A 24058-nucleotide genomic window follows, 5' to 3' on the forward strand; every position below is an offset into this window, starting at 1 on the left:
AATTATAGAAAATATTTTTGGAAGGGTGTATGAGTAATAACAATAAAAAATCAATTATAATAGAACATTACATTGAAAGGGTAAAAGATTTTAATATACCTGAATATCAGGTTTTAGATTGGGAATCACAAGATGCTCAGGAGGCTAGATTTAAGGCTTTGCTTAATCATTTTGATATAAGAAAAGCTATTTTGCTTGATGTAGGCTGCGGGCTTGGACATTTAGCTGAGTATATAGATAAACAGAATATTGATACATATTATATTGGAATAGATATAATGCCTGAAATGATTGGAAGAGCTAAGCATAAAAAATTTAAAAATATTAATCCTCAATTTATGACTATAGATTTTTTTAAAAGTTCTGACATAGAAGATGATTTTGATTATATATATTCTTCTGGTATATTTAATCTTAATCTCGGAAATAATAAAGAGTTTTTAAAGAATGCTGTAAGAGATTTTCTAATTGCTGCTAGAAAAGGAGTATGTTTTAATCTTCTTGATATTTCTTGCAAAGAAAAATACGGAGATAAGTATTATTATTATAAAAAAGATGAAGTATTTAACATTGTATGTGATATAGTAAAAGATTTGGATTTAAAATGCAAGATAAAAATCTCAGATGAGTATTTATCAAATGATTTTTCCGTATTTGTAGACATATTATAATCAATATATTTAATTACGGAGTATTTATGTTACAAAAGTTATTAATTATTTATCTTTTTTTGATTTGCAGTTTTTGTCTATATTCTCAAACTTCAAAAGAGGCTAATAACACTTTAGAAGCTGTATCTATAGCTTATGAGATTGAAATTAATTCTTCTTTTGCCTATGCTAAATTTTCTGCAGCTTCAGAAAATAAAGCTATAATTAATTTATTTCAGGCTGTTTCTGATTCAAAATCTTGTCATGCTAATATTTTATATGATGCTGCTATTGAAGATAATATAACAGATACTATTTTAAAAGCTCAGATAGGAGATCCTAAAGTTGGAGAAGATATTGAGAATTTGCAATCGGCTGCTTCAATGACTTCTTATGAATATACTAAAATGTATCCTGAATTATTGAAAGTAATAAATAAAGATAATAAAAAAGAAATGGCAGAAAAAATGAACAATATAATAAAAGTAGAGAAAGCACATAATTTTTTATTTACACAAGCTATAAATAATATTCAAAATAATAAGCCCTTAGCAGATAAGTATTATTTATGTGAAACTTGCGGTTATATTGAAGCTAACTTAGCACCAAATAAATGTCCTATATGCGGTAAACATAAAAATACTTTTAAAGAATATAAATAATTAATCATTAAAAAATAAAGACCGAAATTTTTTATTTTCAGCCTTTATTTTTGTTAAGATTTTTATTCATTTATAGTACTCATATCTATTACATATCTGAATTTTACTTTTCCGTCTATAACTTTTCTGTATGCTTCTTTTATAGTTTGAGTATCTGCTTTTATTATTTCCACAGTAGGATAAATATTATTTTCTATAGAATAATTAAGCATTTCTTGAGTTTCTTTTATTCCGCCTATTAAAGAGCCGAATAATTTTTTACTGCCATGTTGCCCTATCATAGCAGTAAGAGTAGGCATTTTTGAAGTTCTAGGAAGCCCTAATAAACACATAGTGCCTCCTCTTTTAAGCATACGCATATACATATTAACATCATAGTATGCTGGTATTGTGCTTATAATATAATTAAGAGTATTATTAACATTTTTTAAGTCATCAGCATTATTTACATTAACATATTTTACTGCTCCCATATTTAGAGCATCCTCTCTTTTATCTTCTGTTATATCAAAAACTGTAACTTCAGCACCTAGTTTTACGGCATATTTTACAGCCATAGAGCCAAGTCCTCCGAATCCTGCAATGCCTATTTTTTCTCCCTTTTTTACATTCATAGCTTTTATAGGTGAATAAGTAGTAATACCTGCACAAAGAAGAGGGGCAACTTTATCAAGTTCAGCATTATCTGGTATAAGTATTGCGAAGTTTTCAGATACTACTATATTGTCAGAGTATCCTCCTTGAGTTATCTCATTGCCATGAAATCTATCTCTTGAACCGTAAGTATAAACTGCTCTATTTAAACAATACTGTTCTAAATTATCCAAGCAGCTTTCGCATTGTCCGCATGAGTTTACCATACAGCCAACGCCAGCAAAGTCGCCAACCTTAAACTTAGTTACTTTACTTCCTACTTGTATAACTCTTCCAGCTATTTCATGTCCTACTACTAAAGGAGTACTGCTGGATTTTCCTTCAACAACATGTATATCACTATGGCATATTCCAGCATAAAGTATTTCTATTAGCACATCATTATCTCCTATAGCATGTCTTGTAAACTCATGATATTTAAAATCCATATTGGCAGAAACCGCAGCAAATCCTCTCGATTTTACCCTTCCATTTGCATTGGTTTGTATATTAATCGGTGCTTTTTTTAGTTCCTGATTATACATTGCATTTGAAGAATTATTCTGATTTTGTAAAGCATTATTATTTTCTGCATTTATACTTGTTTGAGCGTTTGATGAATTATTGCATGACAGCACATACAATATTGAGAGTATAGTTATTAATATAGCTTTTTTCATTTTTTCATCTCCTTCATAAATTTGTATAATTATATTATATCATTGAAGTAAACTCCAGAGTCAAGCAATTTTTTAATTTATTCATATATTAAATTTTATTCTAAATGCCCGCCCATTTTGTTTTATGGCTTTATTTGTTATTATTGTTCCATTATTCTTTTTAGTTTTTACTGTTACTATAACACCCACCCTAGATTTATTTAAATTTATAATCTTCACAACGCACGCAGTATAAAACTAAAAATATAAATTAATTATGAATTCTAATTTTAATGAAAAATAAAATTTCATTAATCGTGCGTGTAGTGAGTTTTTATATTTAATAATCGCTTGGGTGGGTACTTTAGTTTCTAATTGAGGCATAAATATAATAAAAATTATAATTTCAAAATAAAGTTATAAAAAATAAAGGGCGGGGTGTGTAAATAAAATTTTAAAATATAAAAAATTATTTATGCTATAATTTATAAAATAGTAGTATTCATTATAATTGAGCTTTAAATGTTAATATTTAATAATTTTTTAAAAAGAATGAAACTAAATCTAAATTAGAAAAATTTTGATTGAAATATTATAAAAAAGTTTTGGAATTATATCCTAATAATAATGCTGTTATAGAAAATATAAAGAAAATTGAAGATAAATATATTTTTTAATATATTGTTTTTTTTATTGATATTAAATATAATTATTTCAGAGGTATCTATTATGGTTTTTAAAGTTATTGTGCATCAAGATGAAGATGGTTTTTGGGCAGAAGTTCCATCTATAAAAGGGTGTTTTACTCAAGCTGATACTATGGAAGAATTAGAATTCAATATTAAAGAAGCTATTGAAGGATGTCTTTCAGTTGATATTGAAGAATATAATAAAGATAATATTATAAAAACTATTGATGTAGTATTATGAAAACCATAAGCGGTAAAAAATTTTGTAAATTACTAGAAAGTCATGGTTGGGTTCTTGCTAGAATAAATGGAAGTCATTATATTTATGTAAAGTCTGGTAGTGATTTAAGAATATCTGCACCAGTGCATAAAAATGATGATCTAAAGATAGGACTTTTGAAAAAATTATTAAAGATTACTAATATATCGGAAGATGAATTATAATAATTTTATACTATAGCCAGCCCATTTTGTTTTATGGCTTTCTTTGTTATTATTGTTCTATTATTTTTTTAGTTTTTACTGTTACTATAACACCCACCATAGATTTATTAAGATTTTGAGTTTCTACACCGCACGCAGAGTAGTATTATAAATATAAATTGTATTTGAATGCTAATTTTAATTATATATAAAATTTTATTAACCGTGCGTAGAGCGTGTTTTTAAACTTAATAATAGCTTGGGCGGGTACTATAATTTCTTGTTTGGCTATAAATATAATCAAAGTTAGAATTTAAAAATAAAGCTATATAAACAAAAGGGCGGGGTGTGTAATAAAATTTAAAATAATATTATCACTTGAAAAATATAGAGTTTTGCAATATAATTTTTGCCATAATAATATGTAAACAATTTTATTAAATTAATAAAAACTAAATAGTATCAAACTACGGAGTGTTAATCATGGAATATAATTTTACTACCATTGAAAAGAAATGGCAGAAATTCTGGAAAGATAATAATTCTTTCAAAACAATATCTAAACCAACAGACAAAAAATATTATGTACTTGAAATGTTTCCCTATCCGTCTGGTAAAATGCATATGGGACATGTTTCTAACTATACTATAGCTGACTCTATAGCTAGATACTATAGGCTTTTAGGATATGATATATTGCATCCAATGGGCTGGGACGCTTTCGGTATGCCTGCAGAAAATGCTGCTATAGAACATAAAACTCACCCTGCTGAATGGACTTTAAAAAATATTGCTAACATGAAAGAGCAGTTAAATTTACTAGGATACTCTTATGACTGGGACAGAGAAGTTACTACTTGTTTGCCTGATTACTATAAATGGGGACAATGGTTCATATTAAAAATGTATGAAAAAGGACTTTTATACAGAAAAGGCGGAGATGTTAACTGGTGCGATCATTGTAATACAGTGCTTGCTAATGAACAGGTTACTCCCGAAGGCACTTGCTGGAGATGCGACGGAGAGGTTACTAAAAAGAAACTTGAACAATGGTATATAAAAGTTACCGATTATGCAGATCAATTAGATGCAGATTTAAAATTACTTGAAGGATATTGGCCTGATAATGTTATAGCTATGCAGAAAAACTGGATAGGAAGAAGTGTTGGTGCTTATGTTAATTTTACTTTAGATGACGGAAAGGATTTTCCTATATTCACAACTCGTCCAGACACTATTTACGGTGTTACTTATATGGCTATAGCTTGGAATTATGACGGACTTTTAGATATGTGTACAGACGAACAAAAAAGTGCAGTAGAAGAGTTTATAAAAAAATCTGCTAAAATAGATCAAAAAACTGATTATGAGAAAGAAGGGGTATTTACTGGAAGGTATGTAATTAATCCTTTCAATAAAGAAAAAGCTCCTTTATACGCTGCTAATTTTGTTTTGGCTGAATATGGAAGCGGTGCTGTAATGGCGGTTCCTGCTCATGACCAAAGGGACTTTGAATTTGCTAAAAAATATAATATCCCTGTAAAAGTAGTTATACAGAATGCTGATAATTCTTTGAAAGCTGAAAACATGACTGAAGCATATACTGATGACGGAGTGGTTGTTAACTCAGATATTTTAAATGGACTTTCTACAAGAGAGGCTATTAAAAAGGCTATAAGTTATGCATCAGAAAAAGGTTTTGGAAGCGAGAAAGTACAATACAAACTTAGAGATTGGCTTATATCAAGACAAAGATATTGGGGCAATCCTCTTCCTTTTGTACATTGTGAGAAATGCGGAATTGTACCTGTGCCTGAAAGCGAACTTCCTATAACTCTTCCTATGGATATTGAGTTTACGGTTGGAGATAATCCTCTTAAAAAATCTGAATCATTCGTTAATACAACTTGTCCTAAATGCGGAGGAAAAGCTAAAAGAGAAACTGACACTATGGATACATTTACATGCAGTTCTTGGTATTATGCAAGATATACTGATGCTCATAATGATAAAATGCCTTTTGACAGTAATATAGCTAATGCTTGGCTTGGAGTTGATCAATATATAGGTGGTATTGAACATGCTTGTATGCACCTTTTATATTCAAGATTCTGGTACAAGTTTATGAGAGATATTGGACTTATCAAAGGAGATGAGCCTTTTAATAAACTTTTAACTCAAGGTATGGTTTTAGCAAACAGCTATGAATCAAGAGAGCTAAAAAAATTCTATACTCAGGAAGAGATGAATAATAAAGCATACGAAAAAGATGGCATTAAAAAAGAAGATATAATAGTAAAAATGGAAAAAATGTCCAAGTCAAAAGCTAATGGAGTTGATCCTGCTGAGATTATAGAGCTTTTCGGTGCTGATGCTGTTAGAATATTTGTTATGTTTGTTGCTCCACCTGAAAAAGATAAAGAATGGTCTGATGAAGGTGTTAAAGGTTCTGCAAGATTTTTAAACAGAATTTGGAACTTATTCTTAAAATACAAAGATGAAGAAGCATTCAAAAATAATAAATCATTTGATTATAATAATTTGTCAAAAGAAGGACAAAAATTATTCAGAAAATATAATAAGACTATAAAAAAAGTTACAATAGATATTAAAGACAGATTCCATTTTAATACTGCGATTGCTGCTTTAATGGAGCTTTTAAATGATATGTCTGTAATGAAGTTAGCTAATAATGATGATTATGCTATGTTTAAAGAGGTTATAAGAGGATATTTAATACTTCTTAATCCTATAGCTCCACATATTACAGAAGAGCTTTATCAGATATTAAACTTTGGAAAGATGATACTTGAAGAAAGCTGGGTTGAACATAATGAAGAGTATTGTAAAGACGATACATTCGAGCTTGTATTCCAAGTTAATGGTAAGATAAGAGATAGAGTAGAAGCTGATGTTAATATAAGCGAAGATGATGCAAAAACTCAGGCATTAGCAAGCGAAAAAGTTAAAGCATTCACAGAAGGTAAAAACATTATTAAAGTAGTTTATGTTAAAGGTAAACTTGTAAACATAGTAGTAAAATAAAAATATAATTACTAAAAATATATTAAAGAGTATGGATGAAAAAGTCTGTACTCTTTTTTATTTTGCTTTAATTACATTCCCGCCCTTTATGTTTTATTATTTTGTTTTCAAATTTTAATTTTTGTTATCTTTATAGATAAATCATAAATTCTAGCACCCACCCAAGTTTTTATTAGATTAAGAATTTTACTCAACGCACGGTTAACAAAATTTTATATATAGTTTAAATTAAAATTATAAATCAAACTATATATGATAACATTATTCTGCGTGCGGTGAGGAGATTGTAAATTTAAATAAAGCTAGGGTGGGCGTTATAATAACAGTAAAAGCTAAAAAGAAAAATAGCATAAAAATTACAAATCATGTTTATAAACAAAAAAGGGTGGGCAAGTGTAATTAAATTTTAAAACTTTAATTTCATGCCCGCCCTTTATATTTTATTGTTTTATTTTAAGATTATAATTTTTGCTATATTTATAGCTAAATCAGAAATTCTAGCATCCGCCCAAGTTTTTATTAGATTAAGAATTTTGCTCAACGCACGGTAAATGGAATTTTTATATATAGTAAAAATTAGAATTCATAATTAATTTATGTTTATAATGTTACTCTGCGTGCGTTATTAAGATTATTATTTTTAATAAATCTATGATGTAAATTATAATAATTCATTATCAATATTATAATTATAAGACCTAAAACCTTCTTCTTCAGTATTAGTTATATTAATAATATTTATTGAATCTTTTATATCATTAAATTCTTCGCTGTCATTTAATGTTTTATATAAAAGTCTTAATGTATCATAATTATTGATTGTGAAAAACATTTGCATATCATTATTTCTACTTAGATTTAAAATGCTTTTAAATAAATATTTAGCAGTGTCACTATCTAATGAGCTTGCTATATCATCTGCCAAAATTACATTATTCTTATTTGCTGCTATAGGAAGTATTATAGATAAATATTTTTTTAATCCTTCCCCCATTAAATTTAATATTAGTAATTCATTCATTCCTTCAATATTGAGATAAATATCATTATTAAGTACATTTATTGATTTTATATTATTATTAAAAAATGAAAGCATTTCTATTATAGGCTTTTCATTTTTGCCTTTTAAAATTTCTATTAAATATGCTGTTAATATATGATATTCTATTGTACTTGGTATATAAGTTTCTTCTCTATTTAGTATATTTTCAGCTTTTTTTCCCATCATAAATATATTATTATTAAGATTTGGTATGGTAATTTTTTTCTCTTCTATAGAACTATCATTAGAATCATCATTGTTAATAATAGTGTTATAATTTAATTCGATATTATTATCATTAGGTATTTTATTGTCTTTTAATATAGGACTAATATTAATATTATAGCTTTTATTATCTTTATTATAATTAAAATTTATATTGTTATTATAGTTGAAATTATAAAATAATGTTTTAATTTCGGTTTTATTTTCTTTTGCTCTGCTTATAGTTTTGATATTTTCTATTATGTTTATACGAGATTCTGATAAAATAAGCATTAAAGTTTCAAGTATAGTAGTTTTTCCTAAGTTGTTTTTTCCTACTAAGAAATTTATTTTTTTAAAATCATTTATTTCAATTTTATTAAAACATTTAAAATTTTCTATATATAAGTTTTTAATCATAAATAAAAATCCAACAAATTGTAATTACTATAGAATTAAATATCGGAGTTTTGAGAAAAAAATAGAGTTTATTAATTTTTACATTTATTAATTATATGCTATAATAGACTTGTTTCAAAACTACTTGACAAACAATTTTATGAGTTTATTAATTTGATGCCTAATTAGATAATATTAATTATTATTTAATTAAATGTTTTATATATGTTATAACTTATTATTTTAGTATATAAATATGCAGTCCTTTTGCTTCTTTGGGTCACCACCGAGTAGGTGCCTAGGTGGCAAAAGAAGTGGGGTTTGGGGCAAAGCCCCAATTATAATATCAAAATATTAAATTAAAAATTTATAAATATTAATAAATTTAGTTTTGAAACAAGTCTAATAAGCACTATTATAGATAAAAATATTTTTAGGGGATTAATATGTATATACTACCTGCAATAGATTTGAAAAACGGTGAAGTTGTAAGGCTTGTAGAAGGTGATTATGATAATAAAACTACTTATTTTAAGGATCCTTTGGAGGTCTTGGATTTTTTTATAAAAAGCGGAAGCAGTTATTTGCATGTAGTTGATCTAGACGGAGCAAGCGACGGAGAAACTATTAATTTTAAAACAATAGAAAAGATAATAAAGAACTGTAATTTATTTGTAGAAGTAGGCGGCGGTATAAGAAATGAAGAAACTATAAAAAAATATTTGGATATAGGAGTAAAAAGAACAATTTTAGGAACCGCTGCTGTTGAAAATATAGATTTTACTGAGAATATGATTAATAAGTATAAAGAACATATAGCCGTTTCTATAGATTCAAGAAATAGAATGATAGCAGTTAAAGGCTGGAAAGAAATAAAAAAATTGGACTCTGTAGAGTTTTGTATCAAATTAGATAGTATGGGAATAGATACTATTATCTATACTGATATATCAAAAGATGGAAAACTTTCCGGTACTAATTTGGAGATATATAAGGAGCTGAGAGAAAAACTTTCATGCAATATTATAGCTTCAGGAGGTGTTACTTTTGAAGATGAAATTATAAAATTAAGAGATATGAAAATTAATGGTGCTATAGTTGGAAAAGCTATATATGAGGGTAAAATGGATTTAAAAAGAATAATAGAAATAGCAGATATGTAATTATTAGCCTTTTGGGGGATTATAAAAATTGTGAGCGTCTAGCTAGACATTGTCAGCGAACAATTTTTATATTAGCAATAATATGAAAGAAATGAATAATATATTAGAAAAATGCAGAAAAATAGTAAATAAAAATTTCATAAAAGAAGAAATAGAGAAAATAGAAAGCCAGGATAATTTTATCAGAGCAATGAAAGAAGAAAATAATAATAGTTTTGATATTTTTTATAATATGCTTTCAGAATCTTATTCTAAAGATTTATTTGAAAAAATAGTAAGGTATAGATATTTACTTTCGTTTTACAGAGATGCTTATAATAATTCAAAAGAGAAAATAAAATTAAGTATGAAATATGGTTCTATTAATATATTTTCTTGGGGATTAAAGAGATTTTTGTTTTCTTTAGAGAAATATAAATATCCTAGCGAAATAGAAAATTTTTTACTTTTTTACATATTCGGACTTGAGCAATATAATGTAAAAAATATATTTGAAGTAGGCGGCGATAGTGTTATATTCGATATAGGTGCTTGGAAAGGAGATACTGCTTATTTCTTTTCAAAAAAGTGTAATGATAATGCAAGGATTTATGCTTTTGAGCCGGATATAAATGCTTTTGAAACATTAAAATTGATTAAAGAAAAATATAAATTAAATAATGTTGTTTTGGAAAATATTCTTTTTTCTAATAAGAATGAAAGCGTGGATTTTGTATCTATGACGCCTAACACACCTACAGTTAAGATGAATGCTGTTACTGTAGATGAGTTTGTTGAGAGTAATAATATAAGTAAAATAGATTATCTTAAAATGGATGTTGAAGGAGCTGAGATGCATATACTAGAAGGTGCTTTAAATACAATAAAAAAATTTTGTCCTTCTCTTGCTATAGCTATATATCATGGCGGCGAGCTTTTTATGGAGGATTTTTATAAAATTCCTGTGTTTATAAAAGAAATAACAGAAAATTACGAATATTATATAAGAACATTTTCTCCTTGGGGAGGAGAGACAATACTTTTTTGTATACCTAAAAAATAAAATTATGTTATAATTGTTATATGCTATATATAATATTGACTTTTTATAATGATACTTATAAAATGCAACTTTAGGAGATTAAAATTTATGGCAAGAAAAGATATAGTAAACAGCGTTATAGGAGATGGTTCATCTTTTAAAGGTACTTTTATCGTAAAAGGTTCTTTTCAAATAGATGGAAAATTTGAAGGTGAATTGAAGATAGACGGACATTTAATTATAGGTCCTAATGGTAAGGTAAAGACAAGCACTATTATAACAGAAAGCATTACAATAGCTGGTACTTTAATCGGCAATATAGATGCTCAAAAAGAAGTTATATTGATAGAAACAGGAAGAGTTTTAGGAAATATAGAAGCTCCTAAAATAGATGTAGGAGAAGGTGCCGTTATACAGGGAGAAATGACTATAACAGGCGGACAGAAAAAAGATATCACAAAAGTAGTGCATGAATCTTTTACAGGCATAAAAATTGAAGATGAGGTATCAGAAAATAATAATAATACTTCTGATAATAATACTTATAACTCTTATAACACAGATAATAATAATTCAAATAATAGTATTTTTTAATTAAGGTGTATTCATAAATGGCTATAAAAATAAAAACACAAGCTGAAATTAATTTAATGCGTGAAAGCGGACATATATTGGCTAATGTATTTAAAGAAGTTGAAAAAATAGTTCAGCCGGGTATCTCTACTAAAGAAATAGATAAATTTGTTTATGATTATATAAGAAAGCATAACGCCAAACCTTCATTTAAAGGTTACGGCAGACCTCCTTTTCCGGGTTCTATATGTTCTTCTATAAATAATGAAGTAATACATGGAATACCAAGTAAAAAGAAAATTTTAAAAGATGGGGATATTATAGGACTTGATATAGGTGTATATTATAAAGGATATCATTCTGACAGAGCATTTACATTTAAAGTGGGAAATGTATCAGAAGATGCTTCAAGATTGATTGAAGTTACTATGGAGTCATTTTATAATGGTGTAAAAAAAATAAAAGACGGAGTTCATTTGGGAGATGTTTCTCATGCTATTCAAAAAACTGCTGAAGATGCAGGTTATTCTTTGGTAAGAGAGTTTCAAGGTCATGGAGTTGGAGCAAATTTGCATGAAGAACCTGCTGTACCAAATAGAGGAAAAGAAGGAGCAGGTCCAATACTTAAAACAAATATGGTTATAGCAATAGAGCCTATGGTTAATATGGGCCATCATGCTATTTTAATAGAAGATGATGATTGGACTATAATTACCAGAGACGGATCATTGTCAGCACATTATGAACATACTGTAGCTGTCAAAGAAGATGGTGTTGAGATATTAACTGCTTTAGAAGATGATGAGATAGTAAAAAAATATCTTGGCAAATAATAGGTAAACTATATTATTTTAAGTTATAGATAAAATATTATAAAACTATGCTATTCTAAATATATAGAAATCAGGCAGAATATAGTTTATATAATTAATGTAAGATTAGTATGTTCTTCAGATAGAGTAATATAATGGTTGAAAATGTAGTATTTGTAAATTATGGTAATGCATTAAGCTTAAAGATATTCGTATAGCTAAAAATATGTTTGCTTATAGTTATTTATCTTAGAATAATCCTATCTGCAAGTAAATAAAAAAATAGTATAATGTAAAAATTTATTATACCGATACTTTAGACAATAAAACTTTATTTTTGATTTATATTATGAAACATATATTTTTTATATTTATTATATTAATATTGACTTGTTTATCAGTATATTCTCAGGGGCAATCGCTTAATACCCCTAACAGAACAGCAGATACTGCAAGAACTATTGAAATTGAGACTAATACCTATGAAGCATTATTCAAAGGTAAATTAGAGCCTGCTTGGGTATATATAGGAGAGGCAAAAAGAGCAATACATAATAATGATATTCCTTATGCTTTATTTATAATGAATAAAACCTTGATGTATTATCCTGATAATGCTGATGCCCATTATTTTCTAGGTTTAATATATGAAAAAGAAGCGGGAAACCCAGCAGAACAAGGTGGTGCTGCTTCTTATCGCTTGGCTATAGAAGAATATAAAAAAGCTATAAATTTAGCTACTAATCTTACAATACCGGCATATAAATTGGATGCATATTTCAGTCTTTTATATATATATGAAAGATTAATAGATGAAAATAATTATGCCAATATAGAAAAAGAGATTATTACTATGGCTGAAAATACATATAATAATTATGAAAAAGGAAGAATATATTTCAAATTAGCCGAACATTATGGTAATAGAAATAGAGGTACTTCTGCTGTAGATTATTACAGACAGTCCTATATTAATGGATACAGACAAAAATTATCTCTCTTTAGAATGTCTTTAATATATAGAAGAATGCGTAATTATGTACGAGAAAAAGAAACTTTAATGCTTGCTATTAAATACGATTTTGATAATGTTGAACCTAGCAATTTTGATGTTCAGAAGGCTATAGTTCAAAGATTAGAGGCATTGAAGAATGTAAGAATACCTAAGAAATTAAATTAATTTTATAATATGTATTAAAAATAAAAAGCAATGGTGTATTTTTTCATCATTGCTTTTATGTTTTTTATATATTTCTATTGAGAAAAAGTGATTATTATATTAGAATATTGTACTTAATAGTAAATAAATATTAAGAGATGTAAAATGAAAACAAAAATAATTCTAGTATTATTAATATTATTAAGTGCATTAAATTTATATTCTCAGGAAGATCAATTTAATAATGATTTAAATTTTTTAGAAGATGATTATACTTTCAGCAATCCTTTTCGTATATATGAAGTTGATAAATATTATATGGGCTGGCAGGATCCTAGGGCATTTATAGGACGCATATTATTTGCTAAGAATTTTAATGTAGAGAAGAATTTATCACTTATCGCTCCTGATGTTAATTGGGATTTTCAATCTTTATCAGTTTATGTTGAAGGGCGTTTAGCTAGCGAGATAATGTTTTATAGAAATAAATATTTTTCTGTAGGTATGGGCGGAGCTATGGAGATATCAATACTTGGAAGAAGCAGCGGATTATTTGATGTTTATGATTTTTCCGGGCAGTTTATGGTATTTGCTGATTTATGGCTTCAGAATCTTGTCGGAATTAACATGAAAATTAGATTCATACCTATGTATCATCAATCTACACATTTGGTAGACGGATTTAAAGGCGATACTCAAATAAAAAGCGGAAGCAGTTATGAATTCGGCTCTATCGCAGTTTATTATTATATTAAAAATTTTAGTATTTATTTAGGTTCTGAAATTTCATATAATGCTATAGGAAATAGTCCGCAGTTATTCAGAATACATACAGGATTAGATTATAGGTTTCCTTTATATAAAGATCAAATTAGTTTAATAACAGGAATAAATATTGCAGCCATTTTAGATAAAAAAGATAGGCTTGGACTTATAAAAGATCCTTGGCATGCTGCTGTTAATTTCGGTATAGGGGTTGAGTTTTATAGATATGCTGTGTCTTTAAAAGTTGGTTATGGAAAGCCTAGAGGAGCATCTAGTTATTTCGGATATGAAACTAAAGTTGGGCTTGAAATAAGTTTATTATTTTAAAATATTCCTATTAATAGTAATTATCTATAAATTAAATATATTTTTTAGAAATATTTATGATTTTTTTTCTTCATTATGATAAAAAATGATAAAAGACTATATTAAAAAAATATTTATTATGTTAAATTATAATTATGAAATGGAGGTAATTATATATGGCTGGATTATTCGATATAATAGGTCCTGTTATGATAGGTCCTTCAAGTTCTCATACAGCTGGTGCTTGCCGTATTGGGAAACTTGCTAAAAAGATTTTAGGTGAAGATGTGAAGGAGGCAAAAATATATTTGCATGGTTCTTTTGCTTTAACTTGGAAAGGTCATGGAACGGACAAAGCCATTTTAGCAGGACTTTTGGGATTTGAAACTGATGATCCTAATCTTAGAGACAGTTATAGTCTTGCTGAAAAGGCTAATCTTAAATATGAGTTTATTCCTACCAAATTGAGAGAGGCTTTTCACCCTAATACAGTATATATTGAAGCTAAAGGGGACACTAATGAAATTAATATATTAGCTTCTTCTATAGGCGGAGGTTTAATAGTTTTGGATAAAGTTAATGGTATAGAGGTACATTATAAAGGCGATTTTCCAACTATTGCTATAGTTAATAAAGATATTCCGGGTATTATAGCTAAAGTTACTTCTATTATATTTGAAAATGGAATAAATATTGAGAATATGAATGTAACTCCTCAATTTGAAGGTGTTAATAGAGGATATGCTATTATTGTTATTGGTATGACTGATGTTATATCAAAAGAGATAGAGGAAAAAATAAGAAATATAGAAAATATAAGAGACTTTGTATTTTTAGATAAGTTGTATTAAATATTTATGGAGTATAAAAAATATTATGGACATAAAATCTATAGAATCATTGGTGGCTTTAGCTGCAGAAAAGAAAGTAAAAATAAGTGATATAGTAATAGATATAGAGGCAAAATCAGAAAAAACTGACAGACAATCAGTTATTGATAAGATGACTTCTTATTATGATATAATGAAAGAAGCTGTTGAAAATGGAAAAAAGGATAAATTTAATTTTGTAACAGGTTTGCAAAATGAATGTGTAGAAATAGTAGATAAATTTTATAAAAACAAAAAAAGCATATTGGGAGAAATAGTTGGCGAGGTAGTAACTGCTGCGATGTCTGTAAGTGGTTATAATGCATGTATGGGTAAAATAATAGCAGCTCCTACTGCCGGAAGCTGCGGAGTAATGCCTGCTGTACTTACTGTATGTGAGAGCAGAGGATATAAAAAAGAAGATATAGTAAAATCAATGTTTACTGCGGCAGGATTTGCTGATATCATAGCACAGATAGCAACATTTGCGGGTGCTGAAGGCGGATGTATGGCTGAATGCGGTTCGGCTGCTGGTATGGCGGCTAGTGCTTGTGCTGAGATTATGGGGGGGACGCCTCAGCAATGTGCTGATGCTTTTGCTCTTACTATATCGGCTATGCTCGGACTTATATGCGATCCTATTGCGGGATTCGTTGAGGTGCCTTGTATGGGTAAAAATGTTATGTCGGCTGTTCATGCTATTGTTTCGGCTGAAATGGCTTGTGCTGGTTTTAAAAGTGTTATACCGGCTGATGAAGTTGTATCTGCTATGAAAGAAGTGGGCGATGGTATGGATGAAAGATTTAAAGAAACTTCTTTAGGAGGACTTGCAAACACTCCTACAGGTCGTGCTATATCAGAAAAACTATTGGGCAAATTAAATAAATAATAATGGTTTATTATATTATTTTATATGTATAAATAAAAGATCTCTGGTAATTTTTTTTATCAGAAATCTTTTATTTATTGCAAAATATAGTATTATTATTAAGTATCATATAAATTCACTTGCTTGATAATGTATTTGTTTAATTTTGATTATCAATAATAAAATATGCAATTATTTTTAGTATTTTTGTTCTAATTCGATTATATTAGTATTTATCTAAAATAATATTTATGCATATATTTTGATAAATAAGGCGGATGTATCATAATTGATATAATTAATAATATATGTTATTATATACATGATAATTCAATGTGTGGGGGCTATTATGAGATTTATTTCATGCACATTTTTATTATTGATGTTATTATCATGCACTCAAAATTCTAATACCAATGAAAATATTCAAAATAGCGAAACATCTGTAGAAAGTGCAAATATAGTTAAAGATTTATCTTTAGAAGATGCTATAGCAGAATATGAAGAATATCCTAGTATAGATATAATAAAAAGTCTGCTTGATTCAGGAAATATTAATAGTACTTTAACACAATCAACAAATATAGTAAATGCTGAAGATACAGAATATGATCTTAGTGTAGTTTTTGATGAGGGTACTACTGCTTTAATGATAGCTTCTTATTATGGATATGCTGATTTAGTAAATGCTCTTATAGAAAATAATGCTGATGTTAATATGAAAAATAAAAGAAATTATACAGCACTTTTATATGCTACAGATATATGGGCTAGACAGGGTATAGGAATATATGACAGTAATTTTAATGTTGTTGAGCTTTTAGTGATGACTAAAGCTGATGTTAATGCTGCTGATAATAATGGATGGACTCCTTTATTCTTTGCTGCTGATAATTCTAATTCTGATGTGGCGGTATTTCTAGTTGATAATGGTGCTGATATAAATATTGTAGATAATGAAGGAATAACTCCTCTTTTAGTAGCAAATGATGTTGAAACAGTTAAAATATTATCTAAGACAGTGAATATTAATAAACCTAATTTCTCTGGGATAACACCATTAATAGCATTTTCTATGAGAGATATATCTACAGAGGCTATTAATATTTTATTAGAGAATGGCGCCAATGTAAATATTGTAGATAAAGATGGTGAAACTGCTCTATCTTATGCTATTGAAAATGGTAATTTTGGGGCTGCTTTAATATTACTTGAAAATAATGCGAATCCTAATCTTGCTAAGAAAAAGGCAAAAGAGTTAGCAAATATAGCTAGAGAATTGGGAGATGAGGAAGTAGCTTCTATATTAGATAAATATTAATAAAATGTCTTTGTTGACAAATTATTTTATTTTGGTATATTTATTATTATATTGTAAAAAAATATATATATATTTTATTTGGAGTTTTATAATGTTTGATAACAATGTCCACTATATAAGAAAAGAGCTAGAATCTATTTATAAAATTATAGTAGAGAATTTAGGAAAAGAGTTATTAAATACTGAGATTAAGCGTCTTGAGTATGAACCTAAAATGGATAGAATTAATATTAATAATTTTATATTTATAAGGCTTACTTTTGAAAATGAATATGATCACAAAGAACTTTATTATGATATATACATTGAAGATGAAGACGGACATGATGTTGAAAGAGCTTTAATTAGTGTGGAAAAACCTTTTACTAAAGTTGTTGATAAAATAGATTATTTGGTTAAATTGAACTATCAAGCTAATAGAGATGATTAATAATTTTTTTATTAATTTTATCTATATGTATTTTATGCAATAAAAAACAAGGATTTTTTAATATCCTTGTTTTTTTATATTGCTTTAAAGTTAATTTAAATGTTTAAAAGTTAATTTAAATGTTTAGTAGAAAGTACAAATTTGTCTTCTGCATATCTTTGAGTATTTCCAGATATTATATCATTTAATTTTTCTTTTACTTCTGCTTCATCATCTCCATCAACTATATATAAAGTATCTCTATCAACTAAATAATATCCTTCATATTCCATATCTGTTTCATATTTTCCAAACTCCGTATTTCTTACTATACAAGCATTTTTGCTTTTTTTATTGTCTTGAACATTGAGAGTAATATCTTCAATCCATGTTAATGCAGCATAATCATCTCTTCCATCTACTATACCATTTTCATATTCTCTTTTTACCATTTCTGATTTGTCATTGAAAAACAAAAACTCTTCTTCTGTTTCTAATAGACTTGTTTCAAAACTAAATTTATAAATTTTTAATTTAATATTTTTAAATTTAGTTGGGGCTTTGCTGCGAAGCACACAGTCGTGCCAAACCCCAGTTCTTTTATTGGTATAAAAGAACCAAAAGAACTGCATTTTGTAGCTCAAATATACAATTTACACAACAAGTAAAACATTTAATTAAACTATAATTAATATTATTTAATTTAGCATAAAATAATAAACTTATTAAATTATTTGTCAACTACTTTTGAAACAAGTCTAATCTTCCGTCATCGTAATCTTCTTCAGACTGATACCAAGTAGTAGAATATAATCTTTGCAATAAGTAATATTCTTGAGCTGTAGTTCCTGCAGCAGCATTATTAACAGATACAGATGCATTTATCTTCATAACCTGAGAACTTCCATTCCAACTTGCTAATGGAGTACCGTCTCTAACTGTTTTATCATCACTTGGTCATTAGTTGTTAATGTTTTATTTCCTGATGAAGGAGCTGTTGTATCTTTATTACTGCATGTAGCTACTAATACTGATAGAATACTTAATATTATTTTTTTATAATGTAAATACCTTAACTTTAATTATTTATTATAAATAATAACATAAATTTTTATTTTAAGGTAAAAAAAATTTATATATAGTTATTTTTTTATATTACTCTATATATATTAAAATATAATTACATATTTTAATAAGATTTTATATTTTATATTACAAATAAAACATAATACATAGGAACTAATTTTATTAACAATATTTACCCTAACAAAGATATAAAAATAATTGAGTTTTAATTTTTTATGTAAAAATTGTATATAATATTTTTGACAATTTTTTATATTATTCTATAATAAAATCATTAAATAAGAATAGGGGATTAATATGCTTCAATATGCTGTTATAGGAGTTGGTACTTTAGGAAAGGCATTAATTAATAGGCTTATGACAAAACCTTCCATAGAAGTATTTGCTATAGATAATGATATAAATGAAATAGAGGCTATAAAAAATAGTGTTACTCAGGCTATGCGTTTAGACTCTACTCAAAAAGAGGCATTAGAAGCTATTGAGATTAATAAATTTGATGCGGTAATACTCACAATAGGCGAAGATATGATGACAAGTATATTAACTGCATTGCTTTTAAAAGAGCTTAATGTAAAAAATATTATAGCAAGATACTCTAATGAAAAGCATAAGGCAATACTTAGTATGATAGGAATAACACATTTAGTAAGCCCTGAGGAATCTATGGGAATACATATTGCTGAACAGCTTGAGGTGGGCGATACTGTTTTGCTTTATGATTTGACTGAATATCACTCTATAGTAGAATTTCCTGTTCATGGAGGACTTGCAGGTAAGAACTTCAAAGAGCTTGATTTGAGAAAGAAATACAAAATAAATGTTGTCGCTGTAAAGAAAGAAACGGTTGGAATATTAGGGGAGAAAAAAGTTATTGTAGATTGTACGCCTGATCCTGACGAGCCTATGGTTGAAGGGGATATACTTATCATTGCGGGTCATGACAAAGATATAGAAAAAATGTATAAAAAAATGGCTGAATAATAAATGAATATTCAATTTGCAAAAATTTTTATAGTTATTGGTATTATTTTAATAATTATAGGGATATTATTTTTATTTAATATTAAACTGCCTTTTGGAAAACTTCCCGGAGATATAGTCATAAAAAAAGAGAATTTTACTTTTGCTTTTCCTCTTATGAGCAGCATTATAGTTAGTATTGTACTTTCTATTATTATGTGGTTAATTTCTAAATTTTAATAATGTTACAACTATTAAAACATAATCTTTTTATGATATAAATAAAAAAAGAAAAATTTTATGCCGTCATTTTTTTAAAACATTTTCTGCTTTATGCAGTAAAGTTTTCACATAATGCGGTTTTTTATCATTAAGCACCTTAAAAGTTTTTAGCATATTACTTAGTTCATTAAATGTGATGCTGTAAAGTTTGGCAATTAAAATGTCATTTTGAATTTGGAGCATATCATAATCCTTACTATTTTGAGGCAAATCGAAACTATCAGGCAGAGAATAGAAGGCGGCAAGTTCTTTGTTGTTGTAAAGAGATAGAGCAAAGGCATTATTACAAATAGTCTTGTAAGTCTCAGTATCTAGCTCTTCATCGGAAGCATGTATTAAAGGTAATCTCATCAAATAAGTTTTATTAACATTCATATCTACTAAAAACCTCAAAACATAATCAAGAACTATACTATTGAATAAAGCATTAACCCATAAAAGCCTTTTGAATGAAATAGCTTTTATTTTTATATTTTTATCTTCCAAATAATATTTTTTTGAATATGATAAATACAAAGAATTTCCAGCAGTAGAATTTGAAGGTATAATTGAACTTATTAGTGTCCTTTCATTCGTATTACTTGCTATTCCTCTAAATGCAAGCCTTGGAAAAGTATAATCATAAACTATATATTTGATGAAGTCTTCTTTTTTTCCTATATTTATAAATCTCATTACTTTATTTTCTTTACTTGTTTTGTCATAACTGTTTTTATTTTTTATTTTTGTACTTTTCATCTTTTCTTCTGCTTCTTTTATACTAATATCATTATACAAATTATCCACCATTCTGTACACTTCTTTTGAAAAAAGCCTTTCTTTTAATTTCTCTTCATCTACAAAATACTGAGCTTCTTCAAATTTTGAATTAAATTGCCATACCATTTTCCCTTCATAAAGAGGCATTTCATCATTATTTCTTTTTTCCAAAAATATATCTTTATCATTAGTCATATGAAGTTCATTATAAAAATCTATATATTCTCTGTCTATTCTTTTTCCTATAGAATACATTTTTTCTAATATGTTTATATCAGAATTGCTTTCTATTTCAGGTATCATATAAGTATCTTCAAAGTATTTTCTTGAAAAATCAAGAGGATATAATATTTTATTTTTATTTTCTTCTTTATAAAGCCTTTCAGCATCATGCTCCATAAAAAAGCAAGGTACTTTATAATCTTTATTTATTATTTTTTCTTTTTTTAGAGACCATACAGCAAATTTATAGCTTCTATGCACATCATGAAATATAGCTTTTTTATTTTCAAATTGATAAAAATATCTGAAGTATAAATTATCAAATATATGTTTTCTTAAAATGATAGAACCTTCTTCATAGCTCCAAGCCGAAGGAGTAACATATATTAAAGAGCCGTTCATAGAAATTAAACTTATATTTCTTTCAATAAATAATCTGAATAAATTTGTGTCTCCTGCACCTTCATTTAAAGGATAATAATTACCATAATATGATAATATAGTATTTATTCTTTTATTAGTATCTTCATATTCTTCTTTTATCTCTTTATAATATTTAAGCAAATTATCCTGTGTCTGCTTTTTCTCATTATTTTTCATTGTTCTGTAATTGCTTCTGTACTGTGAGAAAAAGTCTTTATCGTCCAATTTTACTTTATCCCAAGGAGGATTTCCTATTATTATATCAAAGCCGTAATTATAGCTTTCTGGAAACTCTATATCATAATTAAAAAATTTATATTTTCTAGCAACTCTCGAAACTTCTTTAAAATCTTCAGAACCGCTGTTATAATGCTCTATATCTCTTAAATTAGTATAAGGATCTATACTCAAAACTTCGGCATCTTTTTTCTTCTTCAAACTCTCTTTTAATTTTTTATATGTAACCAAATCCAATATAGAAGATAATTTTCTCTGTTTAGGAAGTATTTCATTAATATATATTTCTTTTGATTTTTCTATCTCTTCGGTTGTGCTGTCTGGAAGAGATGATAACTGCTCGGATACATTTTTTAAATCTGCAAATACATCTCTGAAATCCTGAGAAAACAAATCTCTCTGATTATGTTCATTTTCATAATATTCGCTTAATGCCTTTTGTCCCTCTTCTATAGTGCTTCCTATTAATGAATTGCCCTCTTTTATATGATGTTCTATAAAACTTAAAGGTGTGCCGAATATAAAAGTTTTAAGCCATAAACTCAGTCTTGTAAGTTCTACAGAAAAGTAATTTATATCAACACCGTATATAACTTTTTTTAATAATATTCTTTTTAATATTTGAAGCTCATCAATTTCCATATCTTCAAGATTATAATTGCTTAAATTATCTTTTATTTTTTCTTTTTCGCTCATTATATAATCATACAAATAATAAAAATCACCGTTCTCATTTTCACTTTTAAATATTCTTGAATAAATATTTTCTGTAAGGGCATCTAAAAAATCAACCAAAAAATGTCCGCTTCCGCATGCATTATCAAGAACTTTTAAAGATAGTATATTATTTTTATATTTTTCATTTTGAAGTATTATATTAACCGCATCATGAACCATAAAATTTGATAATGATGCAGGAGTGTAGTAGCTTGCACTCATTTTTCTGCTGTTAGAACTATTAACTAAATATATGCTGTTAGGCTTTATCTCTCTTTCAACATCTACTGTTATATTTTTATTTTTCTTTATCTCTTCATAATCATATATTTCAAAGTAGCCTGATTTTTTTTCTTTATTTTCTCTGTACTCTAAATAATATTTTTTCTCTGCAGCATGTCTGAATGTGTATTGAAGAAGTCCCTCATAAATATTGCCTATATGTGTTACAGACATTATTGAAAAGTTTCTTATATTAATTTTATTTTTATCATCTCTTATCTGAAGAAGTTCTTTTAAGATATCATATACCTCATCATTACTGAATAAGGTTTTATTTCTTTTATATTCAAATAAAGGTGCTTTATTTACATCAAAAAGCCCGCCATTTAAAAGCGGTATATGAAAAGGTATGCTTCCTTTATCTAGTATATCAAATAATTCGCATAATTCCTGATATGCTTTTAATTTACTTTCTTTTTTTTCTGTGCTGTAATGCTCTTCTAATTTTTTATATAATGTAAATAATGCTTTTGATTTATAATGTTCATGCTCTGCGAATAATTGGCTTTCATATTTAGTTTCAAAGTATGCAATAAATAATAATCTATAAGCCATCATAATAGAATGATTAAACAGATTATCCAAACTTTCATCACTATATGATTTATATAATACCTGTCCTATTTTTTCTATTATAGAATTATCTCCGTAAATAACATTTTTTAAATCTTCTTCTATTTCATTAATAGTTTCTTCATTTAAAGCAGCTATTTTTTGTGCATTGCTTTGTTTTTCTTTATCTTCCAAAACAAAGAATTTTTTTCTGAATATATAATAAAAATATTCAAAAGCTTCATAATTATCATCATTAATAATATTTTCTAAATTTATTTCAAAAAATATTTTTTCAGATTTCTTATCTTTTAAATCATAAAGTCTCCATTCTTTACCATTTGATAATATTCCATATCTTATACCTAAAAATAAATTATATCTTACAAGCTGCCTGTGAGGAGATTCTTTTATTTTTTTACTGTCTAAACTTAATCCCCAGCTTTTAGCTTCAAATACAAGAAGTATATCATCTATATTTTCATTGTTAATATAATTATTCTTTATATCATCATCAGAAAATAATATATAATCAGGCTTCATTTCTTCGCCATGTATTATTATTACTTTTTGATTTATGTATTTATATTCAAATGCATTTGTTAATATAGGTTTTATAAATTCATCTTCCAATTGACTTTCATTTAACTTTTTTAAGTCATATTTTTTATATAATGATTTTATATAATCAAATGCTTTTTTGCAGTTATCATCATCATTAAAATATTTTTTTATATCAGAATTCAAAACTCTATCAGAAAAATAGTTATTTTTTATATAATCATATATCATAAATAAAAACCTATATTTAATTTAATATCTTTGTAAATACAATATAAATGAAATATATAAAAATGCAATTA

At 26.9% G+C, this 24058-nt stretch carries 22 protein-coding genes; 17 read left to right on the top strand and 5 right to left on the bottom strand.

Translation table 11 applies throughout. The annotated features are described in order from the left end of the window. Positions 1 to 29: 29 nt before the first annotated feature. Both A966_RS06135 and A966_RS06140 read left to right on the top strand, forming a co-directional pair. On the top strand, positions 30 to 671 hold the full coding sequence (locus A966_RS06135; protein ID WP_008723641.1) for a class I SAM-dependent methyltransferase: 642 nt from the start codon (positions 30 to 32) through the stop codon (positions 669 to 671). A gap of 26 nt (positions 672 to 697) precedes the next feature. Further along, positions 698 to 1312 (top strand): rubrerythrin family protein, encoded by a 615-nt coding sequence (locus A966_RS06140; RefSeq protein WP_008723643.1) that lies wholly within the window; start codon positions 698 to 700, stop codon positions 1310 to 1312. 62 nt (positions 1313 to 1374) lie between these two features. Here A966_RS06140 and A966_RS06145 read toward each other — a convergent pair whose 3' ends face one another. Next, entirely contained in the window at positions 1375 to 2625 is a 1251-nt protein-coding gene (locus A966_RS06145) for an NAD(P)-dependent alcohol dehydrogenase (protein ID WP_008723645.1), read from the bottom strand. Between the two features lie 708 nt (positions 2626 to 3333). Between A966_RS06145 and A966_RS06150 the strand changes: the two genes are divergently transcribed. The 3 genes from A966_RS06150 to leuS all read left to right on the top strand — a co-directional run bounded on the left by A966_RS06150 (position 3334) and on the right by leuS (position 6761). Beyond that, entirely contained in the window at positions 3334 to 3534 is a 201-nt protein-coding gene (locus A966_RS06150) for a type II toxin-antitoxin system HicB family antitoxin (protein ID WP_008727892.1), read from the top strand. Beyond that, positions 3531 to 3737, top strand: coding sequence for a type II toxin-antitoxin system HicA family toxin (locus A966_RS06155; protein WP_008723648.1), 207 nt, complete (start codon positions 3531 to 3533; stop codon positions 3735 to 3737). The genes A966_RS06150 and A966_RS06155 overlap by 4 nt, the downstream gene beginning before the upstream one ends. Positions 3738 to 4199: 462 nt before the next feature. Further along, positions 4200 to 6761, top strand: coding sequence for a leucine--tRNA ligase (gene leuS / locus A966_RS06160; protein WP_008723650.1), 2562 nt, complete (start codon positions 4200 to 4202; stop codon positions 6759 to 6761). A 661-nt stretch (positions 6762 to 7422) separates the two neighbouring features. Here leuS and A966_RS06165 read toward each other — a convergent pair. Beyond that, positions 7423 to 8427 carry an AAA family ATPase gene (locus A966_RS06165; RefSeq protein WP_008723652.1) on the bottom strand — a complete coding sequence of 335 codons (1005 nt, stop codon included), beginning with the start codon at positions 8425 to 8427 and terminating at the stop codon, positions 7423 to 7425. 425 nt (positions 8428 to 8852) lie between these two features. Here A966_RS06165 and hisA point away from each other — a divergent pair, with 425 nt between their 5' ends. From hisA to A966_RS06215, 10 genes are all read left to right on the top strand, one after another. Beyond that, entirely contained in the window at positions 8853 to 9569 is a 717-nt protein-coding gene (gene hisA / locus A966_RS06170; protein WP_008723655.1) for a 1-(5-phosphoribosyl)-5-[(5-phosphoribosylamino)methylideneamino]imidazole-4-carboxamide isomerase, read from the top strand. Positions 9570 to 9651: 82 nt separating this feature from the next. Beyond that, positions 9652 to 10611 (top strand): FkbM family methyltransferase, encoded by a 960-nt coding sequence (locus tag A966_RS06175; protein ID WP_008723657.1) that lies wholly within the window; start codon positions 9652 to 9654, stop codon positions 10609 to 10611. An 87-nt stretch (positions 10612 to 10698) separates the two neighbouring features. Then, on the top strand, positions 10699 to 11184 hold the full coding sequence (locus A966_RS06180) for a bactofilin family protein (RefSeq protein WP_008723659.1): 486 nt from the start codon (positions 10699 to 10701) through the stop codon (positions 11182 to 11184). 17 nt (positions 11185 to 11201) lie between these two features. Continuing rightward, positions 11202 to 11996, top strand: a complete 795-nt coding sequence (gene map, locus A966_RS06185) for a type I methionyl aminopeptidase (RefSeq protein WP_008723661.1) — start codon at positions 11202 to 11204, stop codon at positions 11994 to 11996. A 328-nt stretch (positions 11997 to 12324) separates the two neighbouring features. Then, the gene (locus A966_RS06190) at positions 12325 to 13155 is read left to right on the top strand and encodes a tetratricopeptide repeat protein (RefSeq protein ID WP_008723663.1); all 831 of its coding nucleotides are present in this window, start codon (positions 12325 to 12327) and stop codon (positions 13153 to 13155) included. A 144-nt stretch (positions 13156 to 13299) separates the two neighbouring features. Beyond that, positions 13300 to 14226 carry a hypothetical protein gene (locus A966_RS06195; RefSeq protein ID WP_008723665.1) on the top strand — a complete coding sequence of 309 codons (927 nt, stop codon included), beginning with the start codon at positions 13300 to 13302 and terminating at the stop codon, positions 14224 to 14226. A 155-nt stretch (positions 14227 to 14381) separates the two neighbouring features. Further along, positions 14382 to 15056: an L-serine ammonia-lyase, iron-sulfur-dependent subunit beta gene (gene sdaAB / locus A966_RS06200; protein WP_008723670.1), complete on the top strand. Its 675-nt coding sequence runs from the start codon at positions 14382 to 14384 to the stop codon at positions 15054 to 15056. 25 nt (positions 15057 to 15081) lie between these two features. Further along, positions 15082 to 15963 (top strand): L-serine ammonia-lyase, iron-sulfur-dependent, subunit alpha, encoded by an 882-nt coding sequence (gene sdaAA / locus A966_RS06205; RefSeq protein ID WP_008723672.1) that lies wholly within the window; start codon positions 15082 to 15084, stop codon positions 15961 to 15963. A 328-nt stretch (positions 15964 to 16291) separates the two neighbouring features. After that, positions 16292 to 17263 (top strand): ankyrin repeat domain-containing protein, encoded by a 972-nt coding sequence (locus A966_RS06210; RefSeq protein WP_008723676.1) that lies wholly within the window; start codon positions 16292 to 16294, stop codon positions 17261 to 17263. Between the two features lie 91 nt (positions 17264 to 17354). Then, a complete protein-coding gene (locus tag A966_RS06215; RefSeq protein WP_008723679.1) occupies positions 17355 to 17693 on the top strand; it encodes a hypothetical protein in 339 nt (112 codons plus the stop codon). A gap of 110 nt (positions 17694 to 17803) precedes the next feature. Here the strand turns inward: A966_RS06215 and A966_RS06220 are convergent, their stop codons facing one another. Beyond that, positions 17804 to 18247 carry a hypothetical protein gene (locus A966_RS06220; RefSeq protein WP_008723681.1) on the bottom strand — a complete coding sequence of 148 codons (444 nt, stop codon included), beginning with the start codon at positions 18245 to 18247 and terminating at the stop codon, positions 17804 to 17806. A 166-nt stretch (positions 18248 to 18413) separates the two neighbouring features. Further along, positions 18414 to 18563, bottom strand: coding sequence for a hypothetical protein (locus A966_RS13435; RefSeq protein WP_008723683.1), 150 nt, complete (start codon positions 18561 to 18563; stop codon positions 18414 to 18416). A 492-nt stretch (positions 18564 to 19055) separates the two neighbouring features. Between A966_RS13435 and A966_RS06230 the strand changes: the two genes are divergently transcribed. Together A966_RS06230 and A966_RS06235 are read left to right on the top strand one after the other, a co-directional pair. Beyond that, complete coding sequence (locus A966_RS06230; RefSeq protein ID WP_008723685.1) at positions 19056 to 19742, top strand: potassium channel family protein; 687 nt, start codon at positions 19056 to 19058, stop codon at positions 19740 to 19742. A 3-nt stretch (positions 19743 to 19745) separates the two neighbouring features. After that, complete coding sequence (locus tag A966_RS06235; protein WP_008723687.1) at positions 19746 to 19961, top strand: DUF2905 domain-containing protein; 216 nt, start codon at positions 19746 to 19748, stop codon at positions 19959 to 19961. A 66-nt stretch (positions 19962 to 20027) separates the two neighbouring features. Here the strand turns inward: A966_RS06235 and A966_RS06240 are convergent, their stop codons facing one another. After that, a complete protein-coding gene (locus A966_RS06240; RefSeq protein WP_008723689.1) occupies positions 20028 to 23987 on the bottom strand; it encodes an Eco57I restriction-modification methylase domain-containing protein in 3960 nt (1319 codons plus the stop codon). Positions 23988 to 24058 lie beyond the last annotated feature (71 nt).

It is taken from the genome of Brachyspira hampsonii 30446 (genome assembly GCF_000316195.1).
Taxonomy (GTDB): domain Bacteria; phylum Spirochaetota; class Brachyspiria; order Brachyspirales; family Brachyspiraceae; genus Brachyspira; species Brachyspira hampsonii_C.

What these genes read in the sequence shown, in the direction of transcription:
- A966_RS06135 (WP_008723641.1), top strand. Translation starts at nt 30, where the DNA reads ATGAGTAATAACAATAAAAAATCAATTATAATAGAACATTACATTGAA.
- A966_RS06140 (WP_008723643.1), top strand. Translation starts at nt 698, where the DNA reads ATGTTACAAAAGTTATTAATTATTTATCTTTTTTTGATTTGCAGTTTT.
- A966_RS06145 (WP_008723645.1), bottom strand. Translation starts at nt 2,625, where the DNA reads ATGAAAAAAGCTATATTAATAACTATACTCTCAATATTGTATGTGCTG.
- A966_RS06150 (WP_008727892.1), top strand. Translation starts at nt 3,334, where the DNA reads ATGGTTTTTAAAGTTATTGTGCATCAAGATGAAGATGGTTTTTGGGCA.
- A966_RS06155 (WP_008723648.1), top strand. Translation starts at nt 3,531, where the DNA reads ATGAAAACCATAAGCGGTAAAAAATTTTGTAAATTACTAGAAAGTCAT.
- leuS (WP_008723650.1), top strand. Translation starts at nt 4,200, where the DNA reads ATGGAATATAATTTTACTACCATTGAAAAGAAATGGCAGAAATTCTGG.
- A966_RS06165 (WP_008723652.1), bottom strand. Translation starts at nt 8,427, where the DNA reads ATGATTAAAAACTTATATATAGAAAATTTTAAATGTTTTAATAAAATT.
- hisA (WP_008723655.1), top strand. Translation starts at nt 8,853, where the DNA reads ATGTATATACTACCTGCAATAGATTTGAAAAACGGTGAAGTTGTAAGG.
- A966_RS06175 (WP_008723657.1), top strand. Translation starts at nt 9,652, where the DNA reads ATGAAAGAAATGAATAATATATTAGAAAAATGCAGAAAAATAGTAAAT.
- A966_RS06180 (WP_008723659.1), top strand. Translation starts at nt 10,699, where the DNA reads ATGGCAAGAAAAGATATAGTAAACAGCGTTATAGGAGATGGTTCATCT.
- map (WP_008723661.1), top strand. Translation starts at nt 11,202, where the DNA reads ATGGCTATAAAAATAAAAACACAAGCTGAAATTAATTTAATGCGTGAA.
- A966_RS06190 (WP_008723663.1), top strand. Translation starts at nt 12,325, where the DNA reads ATGAAACATATATTTTTTATATTTATTATATTAATATTGACTTGTTTA.
- A966_RS06195 (WP_008723665.1), top strand. Translation starts at nt 13,300, where the DNA reads ATGAAAACAAAAATAATTCTAGTATTATTAATATTATTAAGTGCATTA.
- sdaAB (WP_008723670.1), top strand. Translation starts at nt 14,382, where the DNA reads ATGGCTGGATTATTCGATATAATAGGTCCTGTTATGATAGGTCCTTCA.
- sdaAA (WP_008723672.1), top strand. Translation starts at nt 15,082, where the DNA reads ATGGACATAAAATCTATAGAATCATTGGTGGCTTTAGCTGCAGAAAAG.
- A966_RS06210 (WP_008723676.1), top strand. Translation starts at nt 16,292, where the DNA reads ATGAGATTTATTTCATGCACATTTTTATTATTGATGTTATTATCATGC.
- A966_RS06215 (WP_008723679.1), top strand. Translation starts at nt 17,355, where the DNA reads ATGTTTGATAACAATGTCCACTATATAAGAAAAGAGCTAGAATCTATT.
- A966_RS13435 (WP_008723683.1), bottom strand. Translation starts at nt 18,563, where the DNA reads ATGAAGATAAATGCATCTGTATCTGTTAATAATGCTGCTGCAGGAACT.
- A966_RS06230 (WP_008723685.1), top strand. Translation starts at nt 19,056, where the DNA reads ATGCTTCAATATGCTGTTATAGGAGTTGGTACTTTAGGAAAGGCATTA.
- A966_RS06235 (WP_008723687.1), top strand. Translation starts at nt 19,746, where the DNA reads ATGAATATTCAATTTGCAAAAATTTTTATAGTTATTGGTATTATTTTA.
- A966_RS06240 (WP_008723689.1), bottom strand. Translation starts at nt 23,987, where the DNA reads ATGATATATGATTATATAAAAAATAACTATTTTTCTGATAGAGTTTTG.